24 protein-coding genes and 1 pseudogene are annotated in these 20,140 nt (G+C 48.1%); 16 read left to right on the top strand and 9 right to left on the bottom strand.

Annotated features, from left to right (window positions below; all coding sequences use genetic code 11):
* Positions 1–186: 186 nt before the first annotated feature.
* The 4 genes from RDU59_04775 (at position 187) to RDU59_04760 (ending at position 1,664) form a co-directional block, all read left to right on the top strand.
* On the top strand, positions 187–411 hold the full coding sequence (locus RDU59_04775; GenBank protein ID MDQ7837787.1) for an antitoxin MazE family protein: 225 nt from the start codon (positions 187–189) through the stop codon (positions 409–411).
* Positions 399–734 (top strand): type II toxin-antitoxin system PemK/MazF family toxin, encoded by a 336-nt coding sequence (locus RDU59_04770; GenBank protein MDQ7837786.1) that lies wholly within the window; start codon positions 399–401, stop codon positions 732–734. Before RDU59_04775 ends, RDU59_04770 begins: the two co-directional genes overlap by 13 nt.
* Positions 735–1,242: 508 nt before the next feature.
* Positions 1,243–1,443: a type II toxin-antitoxin system HicB family antitoxin gene (locus RDU59_04765; protein MDQ7837785.1), complete on the top strand. Its 201-nt coding sequence runs from the start codon at positions 1,243–1,245 to the stop codon at positions 1,441–1,443.
* The gene (locus RDU59_04760; GenBank protein MDQ7837784.1) at positions 1,443–1,664 is read left to right on the top strand and encodes a type II toxin-antitoxin system HicA family toxin; all 222 of its coding nucleotides are present in this window, start codon (positions 1,443–1,445) and stop codon (positions 1,662–1,664) included. Before RDU59_04765 ends, RDU59_04760 begins: the two co-directional genes overlap by 1 nt.
* 132 nt (positions 1,665–1,796) lie before the next feature.
* Here RDU59_04760 and RDU59_04755 read toward each other — a convergent pair whose 3' ends face one another.
* From RDU59_04755 to RDU59_04740, 4 genes are all read right to left on the bottom strand, one after another.
* Positions 1,797–3,116 (bottom strand): ATP-binding protein, encoded by a 1,320-nt coding sequence (locus RDU59_04755; GenBank protein ID MDQ7837783.1) that lies wholly within the window; start codon positions 3,114–3,116, stop codon positions 1,797–1,799.
* Positions 3,117–3,371: 255 nt separating this feature from the next.
* On the bottom strand, positions 3,372–3,725 hold the full coding sequence (locus RDU59_04750) for an RHS repeat domain-containing protein (GenBank protein MDQ7837782.1): 354 nt from the start codon (positions 3,723–3,725) through the stop codon (positions 3,372–3,374).
* A 93-nt stretch (positions 3,726–3,818) separates the two neighbouring features.
* On the bottom strand, positions 3,819–4,043 hold the full coding sequence (locus RDU59_04745) for a hypothetical protein (GenBank protein ID MDQ7837781.1): 225 nt from the start codon (positions 4,041–4,043) through the stop codon (positions 3,819–3,821).
* Positions 4,044–4,115: 72 nt separating this feature from the next.
* Positions 4,116–4,934: an RHS repeat-associated core domain-containing protein gene (locus RDU59_04740; GenBank protein MDQ7837780.1), complete on the bottom strand. Its 819-nt coding sequence runs from the start codon at positions 4,932–4,934 to the stop codon at positions 4,116–4,118.
* A gap of 62 nt (positions 4,935–4,996) precedes the next feature.
* Here RDU59_04740 and RDU59_04735 point away from each other — a divergent pair, with 62 nt between their 5' ends.
* Together RDU59_04735 and RDU59_04730 are read left to right on the top strand one after the other, a co-directional pair.
* Positions 4,997–5,239, top strand: coding sequence for a DUF2281 domain-containing protein (locus RDU59_04735; GenBank protein ID MDQ7837779.1), 243 nt, complete (start codon positions 4,997–4,999; stop codon positions 5,237–5,239).
* Positions 5,220–5,498: a hypothetical protein gene (locus tag RDU59_04730; protein MDQ7837778.1), complete on the top strand. Its 279-nt coding sequence runs from the start codon at positions 5,220–5,222 to the stop codon at positions 5,496–5,498. Before RDU59_04735 ends, RDU59_04730 begins: the two co-directional genes overlap by 20 nt.
* 600 nt (positions 5,499–6,098) lie before the next feature.
* Here the strand turns inward: RDU59_04730 and RDU59_04725 are convergent.
* On the bottom strand, positions 6,099–6,620 hold the full coding sequence (locus RDU59_04725) for an RHS repeat-associated core domain-containing protein (protein ID MDQ7837777.1): 522 nt from the start codon (positions 6,618–6,620) through the stop codon (positions 6,099–6,101).
* Positions 6,621–6,761: 141 nt separating this feature from the next.
* Entirely contained in the window at positions 6,762–7,256 is a 495-nt protein-coding gene (locus tag RDU59_04720) for an NUDIX hydrolase (protein MDQ7837776.1), read from the bottom strand.
* 190 nt (positions 7,257–7,446) lie between these two features.
* Between RDU59_04720 and RDU59_04715 the strand changes: the two genes are divergently transcribed.
* The 5 genes and pseudogenes from RDU59_04715 to trxB all read left to right on the top strand — a co-directional run bounded on the left by RDU59_04715 (position 7,447) and on the right by trxB (position 11,022).
* Complete coding sequence (locus RDU59_04715; GenBank protein ID MDQ7837775.1) at positions 7,447–8,502, top strand: histone deacetylase; 1,056 nt, start codon at positions 7,447–7,449, stop codon at positions 8,500–8,502.
* A gap of 445 nt (positions 8,503–8,947) precedes the next feature.
* Entirely contained in the window at positions 8,948–9,295 is a 348-nt protein-coding gene (locus tag RDU59_04710; protein MDQ7837774.1) for a cytoplasmic protein, read from the top strand.
* Between the two features lie 98 nt (positions 9,296–9,393).
* Entirely contained in the window at positions 9,394–9,834 is a 441-nt protein-coding gene (locus RDU59_04705; protein ID MDQ7837773.1) for a hypothetical protein, read from the top strand.
* Between the two features lie 12 nt (positions 9,835–9,846).
* Positions 9,847–10,026, top strand: a pseudogene (locus RDU59_04700) (thioredoxin family protein).
* Complete coding sequence (gene trxB / locus RDU59_04695) at positions 10,003–11,022, top strand: thioredoxin-disulfide reductase (GenBank protein MDQ7837772.1); 1,020 nt, start codon at positions 10,003–10,005, stop codon at positions 11,020–11,022. The pseudogene RDU59_04700 and the gene trxB overlap by 24 nt, the downstream one beginning before the upstream one ends.
* A 33-nt stretch (positions 11,023–11,055) precedes the next feature.
* Here the strand turns inward: trxB and RDU59_04690 are convergent, their stop codons facing one another.
* The 3 genes from RDU59_04690 to RDU59_04680 all read right to left on the bottom strand — a co-directional run bounded on the left by RDU59_04690 (position 11,056) and on the right by RDU59_04680 (position 14,542).
* Positions 11,056–12,138, bottom strand: a complete 1,083-nt coding sequence (locus tag RDU59_04690) for a hypothetical protein (GenBank protein ID MDQ7837771.1) — start codon at positions 12,136–12,138, stop codon at positions 11,056–11,058.
* 423 nt (positions 12,139–12,561) lie between these two features.
* Positions 12,562–13,356, bottom strand: coding sequence for a formyltransferase family protein (locus tag RDU59_04685; protein ID MDQ7837770.1), 795 nt, complete (start codon positions 13,354–13,356; stop codon positions 12,562–12,564).
* A gap of 217 nt (positions 13,357–13,573) precedes the next feature.
* Positions 13,574–14,542 (bottom strand): PfkB family carbohydrate kinase, encoded by a 969-nt coding sequence (locus RDU59_04680; GenBank protein MDQ7837769.1) that lies wholly within the window; start codon positions 14,540–14,542, stop codon positions 13,574–13,576.
* A gap of 404 nt (positions 14,543–14,946) precedes the next feature.
* Here RDU59_04680 and ftsE point away from each other — a divergent pair, with 404 nt between their 5' ends.
* The 5 genes from ftsE to RDU59_04655 all read left to right on the top strand — a co-directional run bounded on the left by ftsE (position 14,947) and on the right by RDU59_04655 (position 20,137).
* The gene (ftsE, locus tag RDU59_04675; GenBank protein ID MDQ7837768.1) at positions 14,947–15,612 is read left to right on the top strand and encodes a cell division ATP-binding protein FtsE; all 666 of its coding nucleotides are present in this window, start codon (positions 14,947–14,949) and stop codon (positions 15,610–15,612) included.
* Positions 15,609–16,496 (top strand): permease-like cell division protein FtsX, encoded by an 888-nt coding sequence (locus tag RDU59_04670; GenBank protein MDQ7837767.1) that lies wholly within the window; start codon positions 15,609–15,611, stop codon positions 16,494–16,496. Before ftsE ends, RDU59_04670 begins: the two co-directional genes overlap by 4 nt.
* Positions 16,493–17,689, top strand: coding sequence for a peptidoglycan DD-metalloendopeptidase family protein (locus RDU59_04665; GenBank protein ID MDQ7837766.1), 1,197 nt, complete (start codon positions 16,493–16,495; stop codon positions 17,687–17,689). The genes RDU59_04670 and RDU59_04665 overlap by 4 nt, the downstream gene beginning before the upstream one ends.
* A gap of 141 nt (positions 17,690–17,830) precedes the next feature.
* On the top strand, positions 17,831–19,195 hold the full coding sequence (locus RDU59_04660; GenBank protein MDQ7837765.1) for a S41 family peptidase: 1,365 nt from the start codon (positions 17,831–17,833) through the stop codon (positions 19,193–19,195).
* 15 nt (positions 19,196–19,210) lie between these two features.
* Complete coding sequence (locus RDU59_04655; GenBank protein ID MDQ7837764.1) at positions 19,211–20,137, top strand: divergent polysaccharide deacetylase family protein; 927 nt, start codon at positions 19,211–19,213, stop codon at positions 20,135–20,137.
* The last annotated feature ends 3 nt before the right edge of the window (positions 20,138–20,140 follow it).

Genomic DNA, 20,140 nt, shown 5'->3' with positions numbered 1-20,140 from the left:
TGTCAAGGGCTGACCCCTCTGGCTTTTTTTATTTACTCCTTGTTTTAACGTTTGCATTATGATAACTGCATTGTAGGAAAAAAAGGGTCAGACCCCTTTTTTTGCTCTTGGAGGAGGAGCCGCACCTTGACAGCCCCTTGGTAACATGTTATTTTGTCGGTAAGGGTTTAGTAATGAGGTGAGAGTATGGCCCCGAGTGCAACGGAAAAGATGAAGAAGTACAGAGAAAGGCTACGGGGAGCCGGGTTGCGGCCGGTGCAGATCTGGGTTCCGGATAAGCGGTCCGGGAAGCTTGCGGCCGAGGTGCGGCGGCAATCGCTGCTCGTTGCCGCCGACCACCGCACCGAGTCCGAGACGGGTAAGTGGATTGAGCAGGTCGCCGATACCGAGGGGTGGGAGTGGAACGACTGAAACGGGGCGACGTGGTGCTGGTCGTGGCCCCTGGCAGCTACGGCAAGCCCAGGCCGGCGGTGATCGTGCAGACCGACCTGGCAAACGAAACGCATCCGAGCTTTGTGGTGTGCCCTCTCACCAGCCACCTGCGGGATGCCCCCCTCTTCCGCCCGGACGTGGAGCCCGACCGCGAAAACGGACTTGCCAAACCCAGCCAGATCATGGTGGACAAGATCATCACGCTTCCCAGGGAAAAGGTGAAGGAAGTGGTCGGGCGGCTTGATGAGGACACCATGACCAGACTCACCAGGTCACTGGCCTTCTGGCTCGGGTTGGGCTGATGCCTATCGTAAGTCGCGACACGAAGTCGCATAATCGAATGTATAGTCCCGTAGGGTGGACATCGCCCACCGTCTTTGTCGTCCTTCATTCTCCACCGACGTCGATCGGAATCTCCACCGGTGTCGCACCCCAGTGGTTTCGGTGGGCGCGATAACGCTGTGCCCACCCTACGGGGCTGATCCTTCCTGTTTTGTCCAATGTCAAGGGCTGCCCCCTTTAGCTCCCCTTTAGCTTTTCTAACTAGTTTTCATCCGGAAACCCTGATTTTTCCCTCTCCCCTGGTGGGAGAGGGTTGGGGTGAGGGGGATAACCTGATGATTTTGCTTCAGTTCACCCTCCCCCTGACCCCCTCCCGTCAAGGGAGGGGGACTTTTCGGATGAAACCTAACTACGCTTCTCCATTTCCCTTATGGCAGAATTTCAGCTGTTAACTATCAGATTTTGACATCAACAGGATTTTATGATACTTTTTTTAAAATCAATTCCAAATCTCAATAAGGTGATCATATGAAACTGCATGTGATAATTGAAAAGGATGAAGCCGGTTACTATGTAGCCGAAGTCCCTGCACTTCCAGGATGTCTTTCCCAGGGAAAGACTTATGAAGAAGCCATTGCCAATATTAAAGAAGCCATTGAAGGGTGGCTTGAAGTGATGGAATCCAAACATTCGTTTGACTCTGCCAGGCTTGTGGAAGTCGCCGTTTAATGGGCACAGATTTAAAACTCTGTTCGGGCGCCGAAGCAGTCCGAAAGTTTCAAAAAACAGGCTGGTCTGCCGTCCGTCAAAAAGGCTCGCATGTAATGATGACAAGGCCCGGCTATCAGTGGACATTATCCATACCTCAACACAGTGAACTTGGCCCTGGCTTGCTTCGTAAATTGATCCGCCAGGCAGGTCTTACAATAGAAGAATTCAATGAAATATAACGATCCATCCCTTAAGACTGCGTGCGCTTTTCATCTTACCTCCGATGTATGGTAACGGTTGGTTATTATGATTTCATTGTGCGGTGCTTTCGGTGGGCACGATAAAGCTGTGCCCACCCTACCTTACTGATTTCATTTAATCCATGAGCGGATGTCAGCAAAAAACTTGTATGCAGGAACTATGTGAATAACAGAGGCCCCGTTTTTTATCTCTCCCTCATCTTCATACGTAACGATCAACCCATTCTTTATATTCGTTTCTTCCATTGCCCTCTGTAGCGCCCTCACCTCACGATTTCTTACCCTGTCTTCTCCTGTTTCCTTTGTAACCTGAATCAATCCGGTCGTTTTCTTCCCCTCCCGACAGATAAAATCTACTTCCAACCTGTTCTCTGTCTGGTAATAAAAAACATCTTGCCCCTGCCTCATTAATTCCAGAAAAACCATATTTTCAAGAAGTTGGCCCACCTTCTCAGAAAATCTGAAGGAAACAGAAGACGCCATGCCGGTATCAATGGTATAAATCTTTTTAGGGCTCTTAATCTGCTTCTTTACAGAAAAAGAAAATGCATCTACAGTAAACAGCAGGTAGGCATCAGAAAAGTATCTGAGATATTCCTTAATGGTTTTATCAGAGAGATCAAAAAGTTTTGAAAGGGTGTTATACGTATACAGGGCAGCTATATTGGAAATAAGATAAAAAAAGAGTGCGTCAAGGTCGCCTATCTTTTTTACCTTGAATCTCGGCGCGATATCCTGATAGAGAATGTTCCTCGCGTATGTGGAAAGGATTTCTCTGGCCGCTCCCTTTTCTTCCACAAAGGCTATTTCAGGGAATCCCCCGTATTGTAAATACTCGTTCCAAAGACTTTTTATCTTATGCCGCTTCCGCAGCAATAGGATATTATCCGATATATCCGATCCATTAGCCCGAAGAAATTCCTTGAAAGAAAACGGATAGACCTCTAAGGGAATTGTCCTGCCGGATAGAAGAGTTATCAATTCTGATGATAATAATCTTGAATTTGAACCGGTAATAATGAATTTAATATTTTTCTGTTCATAATGCGCCTTCACAAACACTTGCCATTCATTAAAGTACTGAATCTCATCCAGGAAGCAATAAATCTGCCCTTGTGGGGATGTGAGCTTTAGGTAATCCTCATATATCCGTTCAAGGTTTATTACCTTGTCTTTATACTGGCTAAAATATGGGGTCTCAAGATTTAAAAAAAGGATATTTTTAGGACTGATGCCCTTGTCTTTTAAAAGGTGATTTATGAGCTGTTTGAGAAGTGTGCTTTTACCGCCCCGTCTTACGCCTACAATGGAGACGATATGGGGTAAGTCAATGTAGCCTTTAAGTTTATCCAGGATGTCTCTTTTTATTCCTTCTTCATAGAAACTACCGCTCCAGTGTGGATTTTGATCAACGATAACGTCTTCAAACATATCAACTCCGAATAAATCGTTATTTATTCGGAGTATAATACGAGTTAATTTCTGGTGTCAATATGTTTATTCCTCCGGGTCCCGTAGGGTGGGCATTGCCCACCGTCTTTGTCGTCCTTCATTCTCCACCGACGTCGATCGGAATCTCCACCGGTGTCGCACCCCAATCCGGCGAGTAGATTTCTTTCTCAACATAGCGATGAAAAGTCGAATACGTCCGGTGGGTTCGGTGGGCACGATAAAGCTGTGCCCACCCTACGGGGCTGCGTATGTCCCCCCGGCTCCGATCTTGCGCTCTACCATAAACCCGGTCTCGTCATCGGCATTATCCGTCCAGGTGAGATTTATCTGATCGGCAGAGACCGTACTCGCAACGAGGCCGGTAGGCTGGGCCGGAAGCGAAACGCCGCTTACTCTCTGCACCCGGTTTCCTACCTCGTCATAGACATACTCGATCACCGTGCCGTCGTCATATTCTACCCGCAGGAGACGGTCCAAATCATCGTAGGTATAGTCGATGGCCCCGGCCAAAGAGGCAAACAGGAATAAAAAGCTGAAGGCCAAGACCACCGACATGATCCATCCCTTAAGACTGCGTGCGCTTTTCATCTTACCTCCGATGCATGGTAAAAGTTGGTTCGTATGATTTCATTGTGCAGTGCTTTTGGTGGGCACGATAATGCTGTGCCCACCCTACGGGGCTTATGGGTGCCCCTCTTTTTTCTTATCTTTAGGTTTTCTACGCAACGCTGTAAGGATAAAAAACACTCCAATGATACAAAGGGCGATACCGAATGGCATGTGATAGCCATGAAAGTCAACGTAATAACCTAGTTGATAAAATCCGCCTTTGACGAGCACTAAGAGGCCGAGTGCGATGAGGGCACCCCCAACCATATATCCCGTATGTAGTCTATCATTACTCATTGTTTGGCCATCCCACCGCAAATAAATGAAACACGCAACCCTAACAACGCCTGCTCTTTAGAACATGGCAGCTTATAGGGCGAAAAAACATGTCGCCTGTCTAAACCAACTTGCCACCTCTTCTATAACTCTACCAGTGGCGTATCCAAACACTCCGCCTCGTGTCATTGGTGGTGGAGTAGCAGGCACGAGACCCAGAACAAAATCAAGCATCTCTTGAGGATGTAATAAAACCTGACTTACGGCAGTAGTAGTAACCGGGCCTCCCGTCACTACGTCATAAGTCATATATGCCTTAGCAGCCACAGCTGCGCCAGTGACTACAGTCACTTTTCCCGCCATTGCAAACCCTTGTGCAGTCCCTCTTTGCAATTCCTCACTCCCAAGAGCATTGTACAATCCTTGCCCTGCTTGCAAAATCCCGCTACCAATTTTCGTAGCAGCACTCGAAAAAGTGAGTTCTGAACACAACCCCCACGGATCAATCAACACAACCGGATTATTCCCCACATAGGCATACAAATTCACATCCCCGCCCTCAAACCCAATCGGGTCTTCGGAGATGAACCGGCCTACGTTGGGATCGTAGTACCTGGCCCGCATGTAGTAGAAGCCGTTCGGCTCGGTCATGACGCCGAACTGCCCCACAAATTTGAAGGGCTGGGATATGGTCTCTTCCTGATTTGTGACCTTCCCAAATGGGTCATAGGCATATTTGTTCACCATGGTCTGGCTTGAATCGGTCATGGCTACGGTGCTGCCTGTGGCATTGAAGTGGTAGCAATAGACCTCATCTGATGGAGTCACCATAGCCATAAGTCCAAGACCGTGGATATAGTATCTGGTGATGTTGTTTGCGCCATCCGCCTCGGCCAAAAGGTTCCCGGCCATATCTAATTGACTAACCCCTTTGAGTTTGGTAATCTTACAAAAAAATGACCAAGGTGAGAACAATGCCTGTCCAAGCCGAAAAACAGAAAAAAATAATAAATATTCTGAAAAGGTTACCCCCTGAAAAACTTGACGAGATAATAGACTTTGCCGAATTTTTGAAAAATAAAAGAAAAGCGCCGCCAGGGTTAAGCAAGAAAACCCCGCCTCTGACAATTCCGACCTTTCATCTCGGTCATATCGCGAAACAGGCATTTGACCGGAATAAACTTTACGGGGAATACCTTGACCACAAAATTGATTGATACAAACATCCTTGTATACGCCAACAACGAGGATTCGAAATTCCATGCTGTCTGCAAATCCCTTGTTGAAAAAGCTGTAAACGGCAGGATAAAAACCGTTGTCTCTGTCCAAAACCTCATAGAACTCTACGCCGTTATCACTGATCAAAGAAGGGTCGAACATCCTCTATCCCCGATAAAAGCAAAACAACTCATTGAATTTTATAAAAGTAGTCATATCCGGGTCATAGTCCCCTGGCTCAAACTGTGGATACCGTAACCAAGCTCATCGAAAAACACGGTCCTAAGTCGCAGTCTATTTTCGACTACCTTCTTGTAGCCACTATGCTGGATAACGGCGTCCATGGAATTTATACTGCCAACAGCGAACACTTTAAACCTTTCGATTCTATCAAAGTCACCAACCCGATTTCCTAAACAACAAAGCCGAAGCCCAAGACCACAGCCATGCCCCATCCCTTAAGACTGCGTGCGCTTTTCATCTTACCTCCGATGTATGGTAAAAGTTGGTTCTTATGATCTCATTGTGCAATGCTTTCGGTGGGCACGATAATGCTGTGCCCACCCTACGTCTACGTTACTTACGGAGCTTTAAAAGTTTCCTCCAAAGAAAAGGTTCTCGTTGCTCTGAAATCCATAATACTTAACCAGGCCCTTATAAAAACCGTACATAGTGCAGAAAAGGAAGACAGGGAATGCCATAATAATAATTGCTAAAATAGAGCGACTATCCAAGCCTACCATACTAAAGACAGCTACACTGATTATAAGACCTATAGTGGACGAAAAAGTTAGCAACAACATGTACTTTTTTATTGAATACCGTGGACGATTGCTCATTGCTTAATTCCTCCACTTGCTAGTGCTTTTGGAAAAAATCGAACTGGGGTATAAGATCGAACCACTTAGGCAGGTTAAAATTATGTCTTATTTGGTCAACATAAATGTCAAGCCCTACGGCAACTTGCCCAATTCCAGTTGCGGTAGTAACTAGTCCCGCAGTGCCCACCACAAATCCAGCAGGCCCGGTTACCGGTGTACTTCCATATCCTATAACAGTTGTTGTACCCCCAGCCATTGTAGTCGCAATACCACTTGAAATTAATCCTCCTGCCGCAACATATGGTTGAAATGGTCCTTCCACCTTTATATATGCTTCTGGAAGATTAATGTTAGAAGCAAGAAGTATATTTCTATTATTGGCAGATATATTGGCACATAATCCCAATGGATCATTAGACATAATTGGGTTATTTCCCACATACGCATACAGATTTACATCTCCGCCCTCAAACCCAATCGGGTCTTCGGAGATGAACCGGCCCACGTTGGGATCATAGTACCTGGCCCGCATGTAGTAGAAGCCGTTGGGTTCGGTCATGACGCCGTACTGCCCACAAACTTGAAGGGCTGGGAGATGGACTCTTCCTGATTTGTGACCTTGCCAAACGGAAATACAGCATCCTAATAAAAATCAATATGTTAAGTAAAATTCGTTAATATTTCCAGGGGAAGTCCAGTTTTAATATGAGCCGGACGTCTCCTTCTCCGGCTCCTTCCGCTTCTGAAGGAGTTCTCCGGCTTTGCGAATAATATCCTGCTCTCCCGGATAGGTAGCTTTCTTCAGCGCTTCTTCTATGGGAAACCAGCGAACCTCATCTACTTCGTGGTCGTGCCGGGCTGTGTCTCCACCGGTCAGCTTCATGAGAAAAAAATAGACTATTTTAAAATAATGAGTGGTCCTGCCCTCTTCTTTGTGGGAATACCAATAATGGATGGAGTCGATTTTTTTGATTATATCGCCGGTAAGACCGGTCTCTTCCTCTACCTCACGGTGGGCGGTGCGGGCCAAGTTTTCGCCTTCCTCCACCAGCCCCTTGGGCAGTCCCCAGACCCTGCCGCCCCTGGTAGCGATAAGCGCTATCTCTACCCGTCCGCCGGATTCACGAAAGATCACTCCCCCGGCTGAAATCTGTTTTACGGTCTCTTTTTTTGATTCTTTATGTTGATCCGGCATCGCTAACTGATATAATGTATAATTATAATGGTCTTGGTGGGCACGATAATGCTGTGCCCACCCTACGGGGCTTTTTAAATTATATCATACGCAAATGAATGTCCGCTTGGGCGGATTAATATCTTATAAATTATTTTTCTCTGAAAATCAGCGAAAATCTGCGTCCTATTCTATAGGGGGGAGAACTAATATGCCTGAACCTTCAACAAAGACAGGTATTGTGGCTGACAATAGATACATGGAGCACGACCCCGGTTCCTATCACGTGGAAAGCCCGGAGCGCCTGCGGGCTATTTATGAACTCTTTGAAGAACCGTATGTTAAAGATAAATTTGTTAAGGTCGAACCACGACCGGCCACCCACGAAGAACTTTCCTGGAACCACACCAACGGACATATCAAACGTATAGCCGCTACGGCCGGCAAGGCGTCTTCCTACCTTGATCCCGATACTCGTACCTCTGAGACATCATATGATGTGGCCCTTCTGGCCGTGGGGGGCGTTTTTTCCCTTATCGATACCCTTTTTGATAAAAAGATCACCAATGGTTTTGCCCTGGTGCGGCCTCCGGGACACCATGCCGAGGCAGACCAGGCCATGGGTTTTTGCCTGTTTAACAATATAGCCTTGGGCGCCCATTATCTTATCAACCGCTATGGGCTAAAGAGGATATTAATTGTAGATTGGGATATCCACCATGGTAATGGCACACAGCATTCCTTTTATGACCGCCCGGACGTGCTCTACTTTTCCACCCATCAATTTCCTTACTATCCGGGCACGGGAGATTTCTCTGAGGCCGGTTCAGGCGCGGGTGAGGGCTATACGGTGAACATACCCCTTCCCGGCGGTCAGGACGAAAGTGAGTACATGGCCATCTTCCAAAATATCCTGCGGCCGGTGGCCCTGGAATATAAACCGGAAATAGTGCTGGTTTCCGCCGGATTTGATATTTACTACAAGGACCCCCTCGGAACTATGCAGGTTACAGAAAAAGGTTTTGCCGGGCTTACCCGGATACTCATGGACATTGCCGGGACCTGCTGCGAGGGACGTCTGCTCCTGGTTTTAGAAGGCGGATATAACGTGATGGGTCAGAAGGAATCGGTTCGGGCCGTGTTAGATGAACTTTCCGGGACAGGCATCCTGGGCCGGGATTTCTCGCCTCCGGGCGAAGACAAGGCCCCTGCGATTATCAAGCGGGCCAAGGAGGCGCATAAGAAATACTGGGCCTGCCTCAGGTAAGACCCGGCGGGATTTCTCTTGCCTTCTCCAAATGAATCATGCCAGAATTTTATTAAGATGACGCAGACGCCACATATCTTTAAATGATATCTCCGTGTTCTTTGCGTCCTCTGCGGTAAAATTTTTGATAATACTTCTTTAAAGGTAATGTCAAAAGTTTTATGAAAAACAAACCACAGAGCACACTGAGGAAAGAGAGAATTTTCAAGAAATAAGAAAAAAATGAAAGAGCAGTTTTAAAAAACCAGTTCTCTGAGTGCTCGTTGAACCTCGATGCTCTCCAGAGCAGTTCCGGAGGTATTTTGGGACCACCGACGAGAATATTAGGAGATCACAGAGGGGGAGGAGCCAAAATCTGTTCTAACTTATTGATATTTTTATTTTCTCTGTGTCCTCTGTGGTTAATTTTTTGACAATACTTCTTTAAAAGAAAGGGGGTGATTATATGAAAAAGATAGCCCTGTTTGCCTTTAGCGAGGATTTAGGCGTGTTCGCCCATATCATGATGAACGCCATAGACATGAAAAAACAAGGACATGAGGCAAAAATAATCATCGAAACCAAGGCCACCCGGTTTGTAAAAGACCTGATGGATGAGCAGAAACCCTTTGCCGGCCTTTTTAAGAAAGTAAAAGAGGAGGGGCTAATTGACGGGGTGTGCAAGGCCTGTTCGGCCATGACCGGCGCACAGGAGGCGGCCAAGCAGCAGGGTCTCAGGCTTCTCGACGAAATGAACGGCCATCCCAGTATAGCCCGGTATCTGGAAGAAGGTTTTACGGTTCTGACGTTCTGACGTTTTTTGATTTATTGATATTCTTATTTTCTCTGTGTTCTCTGTGTGCTCTGTGGTTAATCTTTTGACAATAGTTGACAATGGGAAGGGAGAAACGAATGTTTGGCGGCAAAAAAAAGGCGAAGGTGATTCAGCAGGACAAGGAAGAGATATTAAAAAAGAAGTTTGACATATTGAAAAAGGAAGTCCCTGTCTACGTCTTCACCCGGGAAGGAGAAAACGATCCCTTCAATCGCTTTACCATGGCGCTGATCAAAGAACTGGGGAAATTAACTCCCAAGATTATCCCTGAATTTCATGAATTAGGCGGTGAGGTCTCGAAAAAATATGATGTCAGCCGGTCACCAACTATCCTTATAGATCCTGCCGCCTATCATATCCGCTATACCGGTTCACCGGCCGGGGAAGAGATGCGCTCCTTTCTGGACACCATCGTCATGACCTCTGTGGGAAAGACGATCCTTTCTTCCTCCGCCCGGGAGCGGCTGGCTGCACTCAAAGAAAGCCGCCATATACAGGTCTTCGTCACCCCTACCTGACCGTACTGCCCACAGCAGGTGGCTGTGGCGGTTGCCTCCGCCCTGGAAAGGCCGGATTTAATAACGGCAGAGATAGTCGAGGCCTCAGAAAATGAAGACCTGGCCGTCAAGTACGGGGTTTCCTCTGTCCCCCATACGGTGATTAACGGGAAGACGGTTTCCCTCGGCGTGGACACTCAGGATGCCTTTATCGAGAAGGTTTTGACCTTGCAGGAACCGGCCGCCGGATTGCCTCCGCTTATCCGGGAGGGGGAAGAGGTACATGTGGACATAGTTATCGTGGGAGCCGGTCCCGGAGGGCTGACTGCCGCGATATATGGTGAAAGAAGCGGCCTGAAATGCGTGGTCCTGGAAAAAGGGGTCGTGGGCGGACAGGTGGCCCTGACACCGGTCGTCGAAAATTATCCCGGGCTTACACGTGTGGCCGGTAAGTCTCTGGTGGATTTAATGGCCCAGCATGCCCGCCAATATGCCCATATCCATCAAGGTGAAGAGGTTCTGGAGATAAAACCGGATGAACAGATTAAAGTCGGCACAAACAGGGGCAAATATATATGCCGGGCGGTCATCCTGGCCACCGGGGCCAAACACCGTAAGCTGGGCGTGCCCGGTGAGGAACGCCTTTATGGCCGGGGAGTGAGTTACTGCGCTACCTGCGACGGCTATTTTTATAAGGGGAAGAAGGTCATCATGGTCGGCGGCGGAAACAGCGCTGTAACCGAGGCCCTTTATCTGGATAGTCTCGGAGTCGGTGTAACACTTGTCCATCGCAAGGATAAACTTCGCGCTGAATTGCGCCTCCAGGAAAGTCTTTTCAGCCGGAAGATTCCGGTGTCCTGGAACTCAGGGGTGCATGAGATACTGGGTGACAAGACGGTCACCGGCGTGCGTATTGAGGATACAAAAACTGGAAAGACGGAAGAAATGCCGGTGGATGGCGTCTTTATATCCATAGGCTACGAACCGGTAAATGAATTAGCCAAAAAAACGGGCGTGGAACTGGACGAGGCCGGTTACGTAAAGGCTGACCGCCGGCAGAGAACCAATGTGCCGCGCATCTACGCCGTCGGTGACATTACCGGTGGAGTCAAGCAGATTGTGACTGCTGTCGGCCAAGGGGCGGTAGCGGCGATGACTGCTTTTGAAGACCTGGCCAATCCGTACTGGAAGGAAAAAGAGGCCACTTAATTCTCCGGTTATATAGAAACTGGTTTGTCTGGACTAGCCAAGGGATCCGATGGCCATACCGCGGACTTCCTTACGAAAGGTCTCGCTTTCCTGTACCAGTCTTTCCCTGTTTTTTTCGTTAATGATTTCCAGCCTGGGAAAACCAGTCTGGCCGGTTGCCGGTGGTGTCAGCAGATACTGAGCCTCTTTGAGGTCTTTCAATCTCTCGATACTCCAATTATCAGCTACCTCCAAGACCAGGTTCTTCCCGCCCTTTTTGAAGAGTGCGGCAAGAAGGAAAATAATCGAGGCCTGCCCGGACAGACAGCATATTTCAGCCGATCGGACCGCATATCCATTCCCGTTAAAGCTTACGCTCAGGCCGCCGCCGTCCCTGACCAGGTCCAGGGCCTCGACATCTGTGATACTGTCGCCCAGATACATGACCCGTGAGAGGTCATTGTTCGTTATTTTCAGACTATCCAAAACAGCCCGGGCCTTGGCCCTCCCACCGATGGTCTTGGTCTCAGCCAGTAATCGTCCGGCCTCCATAGAGCATATCTCTTCCCAGAAGATTGCCGCGAGACGTTGGATAGTATCCTGGCTATGGGGAGAGAGCTCATATGACCCGTCAACGTCAATCTCCCATTCCAGCATGGGCATATCTGCAATCTCGGCAGCCGCCTTTCTCAGATATTCCTGCTCGTCTTCAGGCAGGCTATATTGATCCATATCTATTTTAGTACAGTAAATCTGGCTGAATGGAAACCCGGTGACCTGGCAAAGGGCCTCGAGATATGGCTCATAACTGGTGCTTATAATAAATGTGGGCATAATCTCCATGACCTGCTGCAGGGTCTCTTTGGCCCCGGGCAGGAGGATGAGGTGCGAGCGCGAATAGTCTATCATCTGCTGGTGAGTCAGGCCAAATGCCTTCAGAAAGGGCAGAATTAACTTAAGGGTGTCACCGGCCTGATAGCCCGGCTTCTTCTCGATGTCCGCCAGAAAGTCATCGTACTTACTAATGAGAGCGAAGAAGTTATCCCCCTTCGGGACAAAGGCCTGACATAGCTCAAAGGCATTGTCGTTTTTGGTGATGGGACCTTCGCAATCGATGTTCAGTTGGACGGTTTTCATATCTGTTTCCCTTGAAGAGCGGTCCGTACTGTCAAAACTTTTGCCACAGAGAGCACAGAGAACACAGAGGTATCAGTAGGTTAAAGCACAATTTGGTTCCTCCCCTCCCCAGTTTCTCCAATGCTCTTGTTGTCCCCCAGAAAATGGCTCAATCACAGCCCTTGAGGGTACACAGGTCACGGAAGTGCCCATAAATCTGCTTTTTTCTTAGCTGCTCTGTCTTTTTCTTTTGATTTCTTTACGTTGCTCTGTGTGCTCTGTGTCCTCTGTGGCTTGTTTTTCATATAACTTTTGACATTACCGAGCGGTCAGCAGTCAGCTATCCGCTTTCAGCTTAAGCTGTTGTTTGTCTTATTTTTTGCTTACGGCTGAAAGCTGATCGCTGAGAGCTTTCATTCGGAAACGGCAGTTTCCGGATGAACACTAGCTAATTTGTAGATAGGCATCGATTTCCTTATTTAAACAATACGGGGCAAGGGCGTTTTTCCCGCTTATTTCTACTTTCCCTTCGGCCAGAGTCTTCAGGGTCAGGACAATTAAAGGGATCTCCCGTCTTACCCCTTCCTGCCGGATGCGTTGAAATAGTTTGTTGGATTCTCCCTCTGCGGCTATTAGTTCCTGTAAGGTATGAGTTCCAAGTTTGCTTCGTAGCTCAGCCCAAAGAGGATCAAATCCTCCCCCAAAAATCGGAAATGTACAATACGTTATAGGAGGGCCTTCGTCAAGGGTCTCGGTAACTACGTGTATCATTACCCCGGTTTCACCCGCTTTTTGATTAATGAGCTTCCAGATGACCTCCTGCCACGTGCCGGCCGGTCCCTTAGGGGCCGCAGGATGAAGGTTGATTATGGCATGTCTCCGGCACATTTCCGGGCTGACAATAAGCATGTATCCGGCCAGCATGATGAGATTATTCCGGAAGTTACTGATCCGCTCCATAACCGCCCGGTGGTAAAGGGCGCGCCATCTTTCCATGGACTGCCTTTTCTCTTCAGGCAAAAAATCTCTGGATGAGAAGGTAATTGTCTTAAGACCAAGATCCCGGGTGAGTTCCAGAAACTTGTCGCTTTCAGCGCTTTCACCCATATTGCGATTGCAAAAGACATACTCGATGGCGGCAGGGATAAAGCCGCTTCGCATATTCTCATAGGCCGTGCTGAGCAAATCCCTGGCCGCCTTATCCCGTCCGGTAGAAAACCAGCCTATCAGGTAAGACACGAGATATTCTCCTTTTATATGAATGAATCTCGAAATCAAGAAATCAGGAATAGAACAGTATTCTTCTTCATGAGTTCATGAGTTCCAAATTTAAGAATCATGCAGCATTTCAGGCCCTTGAAAGCTGGAGTGATCCAATGTTTTCAAACAGCTAAAATGTTACAAGGATTTTGGGAGATCTTTTTTAATGCTATCTCTTTCTCTGTGCCCTCTGTGGTTAAATCTGAAAAAAAATTGTCAGGTCTTTGCGCGTAGGATACCTGCTCCGCCCATAGCCGGTTACGCTCTTGGCCGCCATTCTGGTAGCGAAAAGGCCACACGGCCTCAAGGACTGCTCCATAAGAAGTCCGGCCAGAAAACCGGCATTATATACGTCGCCCGCCCCGGTGTTGTCCACTACCGGGACCTCTTCCGCCGGCACATTAAATTCCTCTTCGCGAGAGAGGACATACGACCCTTCTCTTCCCCGCTTGCAGACCAGAATAGAAGGCCCCATGGTCAAAAGCTCCCGGCAGCCTGCCTTGTAGCGCTTCCCGGTCAGTTTCTGTATCTCTCGATCCGTCAAAAAGAGGACAAAACTCTTATGGATGATAGGGAATATCTCTTTTAACCCCTTGCCGGCATAAATCTCTCCCGGATCGAAACTCAATCTCACCTGTGAAGGGAGATTTTCGGCCAATCTGATCTGGGATGAGAGCGATTTTTGCCCTACAAAAGAGGAAAAATGTAAAAATCTCGTCTTATTCGCGGAGGTTATGTCTTTCTTCCCTGCGGTCACCGTCTTATTTGTATTGGGAAAGGCTATTATAGATCGATCTTCACGCTTATCTATAACGATGAGACAGGCCCCGCTTTTACCCTGCCGCCGGATGTGACGGGCGTCAACTTTGCCGAGAGACTTTAGCAGCAGGGCTCCGGCCTCATCCTGACCTACCTTCCCGATAAATCCGGTTTTAAAACCCATCCGGGCCAGGGCAAAAATGGTGTTGGCGGCCGAACCGCCGCCGGAGGTCCTCTTCAATTTGCCGTATTTTTCTATCAGGGCTTTGACCCTGGGAAAGAGGCGCTCACTATAAAATATCTCCTGTCCGGGCTGCAAAGGAAGTTCGTGTGAAAGGATGTTTAGACTATCTACGGAATAGATATAATCCAGATTCAAGGCCCCAAAGCCGATCACGTCATACATATGAGATGCCGATGGTTGCGAGTGTACTAAAGCGTTTGCATCCGGGAACTGCTGTTTCCGTCTCCAGGCAATCAGCGGTCAGCTATTAGCCGTCAGCATGTTTGTTATCCGTTAACCGTTGTCCGACATTTTCTTTCGGTAAACGGTCAACAGTGAACGGTGGACCGGCTTCATGCTAATAGCTGAGCGCTGATTGCTCCATCCGGAATCTCTGGATTTCCGGATGGAAACTAAACCATAATGAATTGTCATTTGAATTATATCAAACTCTTTTATTATTTTCCAACTATTCTGATTGATAGTGAAAAAGTTAAAAAACCCACATGGGGGGAGTAAATACTTGCACAATAATGCGGTCATCATTATAATCAGGACAACTTTTGCCGATAACTTTAAAAAAGAAAATGGACTCCCCCCTAATTGAATTAAAGCATGTCTATAAGTCTTACGAGCAAGACCTCACCGTCCTTGAAGACATTAATCTCCGTATAGGCAAGGGGGAATTTCTCTTTGTCAACGGACCGAGCGGGGCGGGAAAGACGACACTGCTCAAGGTCATGCTATGCCTCGAACGTTCCACCAAAGGCGAGGTCTGGGTAGATGGGATAAACCTGCGGCGCCTGTCCAATTACAAAATCCCGTATCTCAGGCGACGGATGGGAATGGTCTTCCAGGATTTTAAATTGATAGAAAATCTGACCGTTTTTGAAAATGTGGCCCTGGCTATGGAAGTATGCGGCGTAAAAAAATCGGTCATAGAGCATAAAGTCGATCAGGTCTTGAAAAGCCTGGGATTGGAAATCAAAAAACGCATATATCCACGCCGTCTCTCCGGGGGCGAGCAACAACGGGTAGCTATTGCCCGGTCCGTGGTAAATGACCCTTTAGTGCTTTTAGCAGATGAACCGACCGGGAACCTGGATGCCGGACGCGCTGCGGATATCATGTCACTTTTTAATGAAATCAGCGCCCGCGGCACTACGGTCATCTTTGCTACGCACAACCAGGAATTGATTCGTTCTACGGCCAAAAGAGTGATCATTCTGGATCAAGGCAGGATCGTAAATTGAGCATCATTCCGTATATAATCCCCAGAACCTTCTCCAACATGCGGGGTAACTGGTTATCCCACTTAATGACCGCCCTGACTATAGCCTTTGTCGTCCTCATCTTCGGACTGTCAACCCTGATTTACTTCAACCTCCACCGCCTGGCGGAAAACTACAGCCGCGAGATACGCATCGTGACCTATATCGATCCGGCTCTCCCTCCTGAGGACATCGAAAATCTCAAGGCGAAAGTCCTTAAACTGCGTGGCGTGGCCAAAATACGATACATTACCAGTCAGGAAGGGTACCAAAGGCTTGTGCAACAATTTCAAGATGAGAAAGATATCCTGGCCGGCCTGGGCGAAGATTTTCTCCCCCCCACCCTGGAAATTGAGGTGACGGGGACCATGCATAATCTGGAACGCATCCGTCCGCTAGTTTCTGAGTTAACCTCCCTGCCTGGAATAACAGATGTATATTACGGGAAGGAATGGGTGGAAAGATTGCGCCAGGCAGCAGATTTTACCCGGCTTACAACCCTTGCTATCGGGGGCTTATTACTCCTTACCACCATATTTGTCGTCTCTAACACCATCAAGCTGACCATCTATCTGCGGCGTAATGAACTGGAAACCATGCGACTTGTCGGCGCTACCAACTTCTTCATCCGGGGGCCCTTTGTCCTGGAAGGTATGCTGCAGGGACTGGTGGGATCAGGGCTGGCTATGCTGGCTTTATTCGCACTCTTCGAGTTTTTAAAGACACAGGTCAACTTCCCCGGTTTTATACGATTCTTTAGCCCGATATTTTTACCTATACCCGTTGTAACCGGTATCATAGCGGGCAGTATAATTCTCTGCGCAACGGTGAGCGCATTTTCCCTGCGTCAGTTCTTACGGGTATGAAAGCGATAACCTTTATAACCATACCTCTCTTTGTTTTCTGTGCGCTAACTCCGGCCTTAGCCAGGGATAACCTGAAAACTAAATATGAACAGGAACGCCGGAACGTCGATAATATCCATACACAGATACAGGAGAGAAAAAAGGAGGCCTCCCGCCTTACAGAAAAGGAACAGGAGATTCTGTCTGCTCTGGGAAGACTTGAAGACTCTATAGACCGTCAAAATGCCCGCATGGAAGATTTGACCTGGAAGCTTAACCAGAAAAGGGGGTATCTCGCGCAGGCGGAACAGCGCCTTAAGGAAACTGAAGAGGAGGCCCGCCATCTCAAAGAACAGGCCAGACACAGGGTAGTCTCTTATTATAAATTCGGCCCGGTAGGCCTTATGAATATGGTGTTTAGTTCAGACTCCTTCCCGGATCTCCTGGCCCGTCAGGAAGCCCTCAGATTTATGTTACGCAAAGATGGAGAGGCCATCTTCACATATCAGGCAAGTCTTAATGAGCTGTCTCAGATAAGGCAAGAAATACTGACTTCTAACCAGGCATTACAACAAATGAAAGAAAAAGTACAAAATGAAGCCCTCCATCTTGAAAAATTGCGTCAGGAAAGGGCTAATCTATTGGCCGCGGTCTGCCGGAAGAAAAAAGCGTGTCTCCAGGATATCACAGAGTTGCAAGAATCCGCAGAAAGACTCAACGCCACTATCCGGGCGCTACAGCGTAAGATGGAAGAAGGGGTCCGGCAAAAGCCTGATACACAACTACAGCGGGGATTTGCTGCCCAAAAGGGCAAGCTTGACCCGCCGGTAAAGGGCAAGGTAATCGGATTATTTGGCCGGGTAAGACGCAGCAAGTCCGGGGCTACTATCGTCCGCAATGGAATCGATATCCAGGCCCCTGCCGGCACGGAAATACATTCCATTTACACCGGACGGGTCATTTATGTTGGCAACTTAAGAGGATATGGTAATATAACAATTTTAGATCATGGGGACAAATACTACAGCCTTTATGCGCATGCCTCTGAATTCTTTAAAGAGGTCGGGGGCCTGGTAAAAAAAGGCGAAACCATCGGGTTGGTTGGCGCCGTAGGATATTTACTTGGAGAATGCTTATATTTCGAGATAAGAAACGGTGGGAAACCGGAAAATCCATTGTCGTGGATAGATGCAAGAAGGCTTGTTTTTGACTAAATGATAAACAAAGTATAAATAAGTTCAAAGTTCACAGTTCAAGGTTCAGGGTTAAAAAACCGTGAACCTGGAACCCGGAACTGTGAACTTCTTTGGTTAATCTTTTGACAATACGAACTATCCCGTAAGGAAGGAGATACTATGTCAATCAAGCTATCGCGAAAAAAAATCTGGATGGGGGTAAGCTTCGTCCTTATTGTTGCGCTTTTTACCTGTTTATACAATGGGTTAATGGCCTCAGCCGCTACCAGGGAAGCCTACGAAAAACTTAAATTGTTTTCCGATGTACTGGATATCGTCGAAAAAAATTATGTAGAAGAGGTCAAGACAGAAGACCTGATCTATGGATCCATCAAAGGCATGCTGGAGACCCTCGATCCCCACTCCTCCTTCATGACCCCCGATGACTTTAAGGAATTGCAGGTAGAAACCAAAGGGGTTTTTAGTGGAATTGGGATCGAGATAACATTAAAAGATGGCGTACTGACTGTTGTATCTCCCATTGAAGGGACGCCTGCATACAAGGCAGGGTTAAAGGCCGGGGATCGCATCCTGAAAATCGATGGGAAAACGACTAAAAATATGTCTCTGACAGAGGCGGTTAAAAAACTGCGCGGGCCCAGGGGGACAAAAGTAACCATATCTATTCTCAGGGAAGGATGGGCAGAGGTTAAAGATTTTGCGCTCGTTCGTGACGTAATACCCATCCACAGCGTCAAGCATAAGACCCTGGAAGAAGGTTATGGTTACGTGCGCATTATTAATTTCCAGGACAAAACCAGCCAGGACCTGAAGTCCGCCCTGGATGACCTTGAGCAACAAAATAAGCCTCTTAAGGGATTGATCCTGGACTTAAGAAACAATCCGGGCGGGCTCCTTGATCAGGCGGTAAAGGTGGCCGATGAATTTATAGAGGAAGGGATTGTTGTCTATACCGACGGCCGGATTAAGAGTCAAAATGTACGGTTTACCGCCCATGAAGGAGAAAAACCCCATCCTTATCCTATAATCGTTCTCGTCAATGAAGGCAGCGCCAGCGCCTCGGAAATTGTAGCCGGAGCGCTTCAAGATCATAAAAAGGCTATTATATTAGGGGCACAGACCTTTGGCAAGGGCTCAGTACAGACCGTTATCCCGTTGGATGACGGCTCCGGCCTCCGCCTGACCACAGCCCGCTATTACACCCCAGGCGGCCGCTCCATTCAGGCCAAGGGCATCACCCCGGATATAATAGTGGCCAGCCAATTTAATCTACACGGCGAGGAAATGAAAAAAATAAAAATACTGCGTGAGAAGGACTTAGATCACCATATAAAGAATGACCGGGAAGAGGCAGGGCCTGAAACACAGCCGGATATCGGGGAAGAGGTAGAAAAGCCGGATACGGATAAGGACAAAAAAGATGACAAAGCTGCCGGGGCAACTTTAGAAGAAGATATACAACTCAACCGGGCATTACAAATCCTCAAGAGCTGGGAGATATTCTCTAAGGTAAAAGTGAAATAAAGGCGCCGGTCAGATTTGGCTTCACGTTCCGGTAACAGAAGAAAACGGCCTTCGGGTAAGGCCCTGAAAAAGGGGACTTCGTCCGGGGGCCTTTTCCGTTTACTGGGCATCCTTTTCATCCTGGCGGTCGCAGCAGGAATTGTATATTTAATTAAGACTGAAGAGCCTGAACAGTCTCCTGATAGAAAAGACATAGGAAGGCCGGGTATCATTTTTGAAGAGCCTGCCCCGCCGGAAAAAATCAAAGTAGCAGGCCGTGCCAGGCCGCTTTCCACGCCCTCGCTTCCACAGGTGGCCATCGTCATAGACGACCTGGGATATAATCCCCGTATAGACGCTGCTTTTATAAAACTGAATGCGCCTATTTCTTTTTCATTTTTGCCCTTCGGCCCGCACACCAAAGAAACAGCTACGCTTGCCCATAACTGCGGAAAAGACGTCCTGCTTCACCTCCCTATGGAGGCCGCTTCGTCTCCGGAATCCAAGGTGGGCCCGGGGGCGCTTTTTTTGAACATGGATGGCGACGCCATAGCTGCGCAGATACAGGCTGATATGGAGGTCGTTCCTTATGTAAAGGGAATCAACAACCACATGGGTTCAAAGTTTACAGCAGATGCAGGCAAGATGGAGATTGTCCTTAGAGAAATACAGAAAAAGGGCCTATTTTATCTGGACAGCCGGACTACACCCCTCACCAGAGGTCTGTCCGTGGCCCGGTCAATGGGCGTCAGGAGCGCGGAACGGGATGTATTTCTGGATAACGAGCAGGAGCCGAATGCTGTGCGTGCACAGATCGCCCGCCTCATCTCTGAGGCCCGCACGCATGGATCAGCCATCGGCATCGGGCATCCGCATCCGGTGACCTATCAGGTCTTAAAAGAGGAGCTGACGGCCCTAAAAAAACAGGTGAAAATTGTCCCGGTCTCCGAGCTGGCACAATAGGAG

This window comes from Thermodesulfobacteriota bacterium (genome assembly GCA_031082315.1).
GTDB lineage: Bacteria > Desulfobacterota > QYQD01 > QYQD01 > QYQD01 > QYQD01.
Note: the sequence above shows the minus strand (reverse complement) of the source record. Positions and strands in the feature narration are given on the sequence as shown.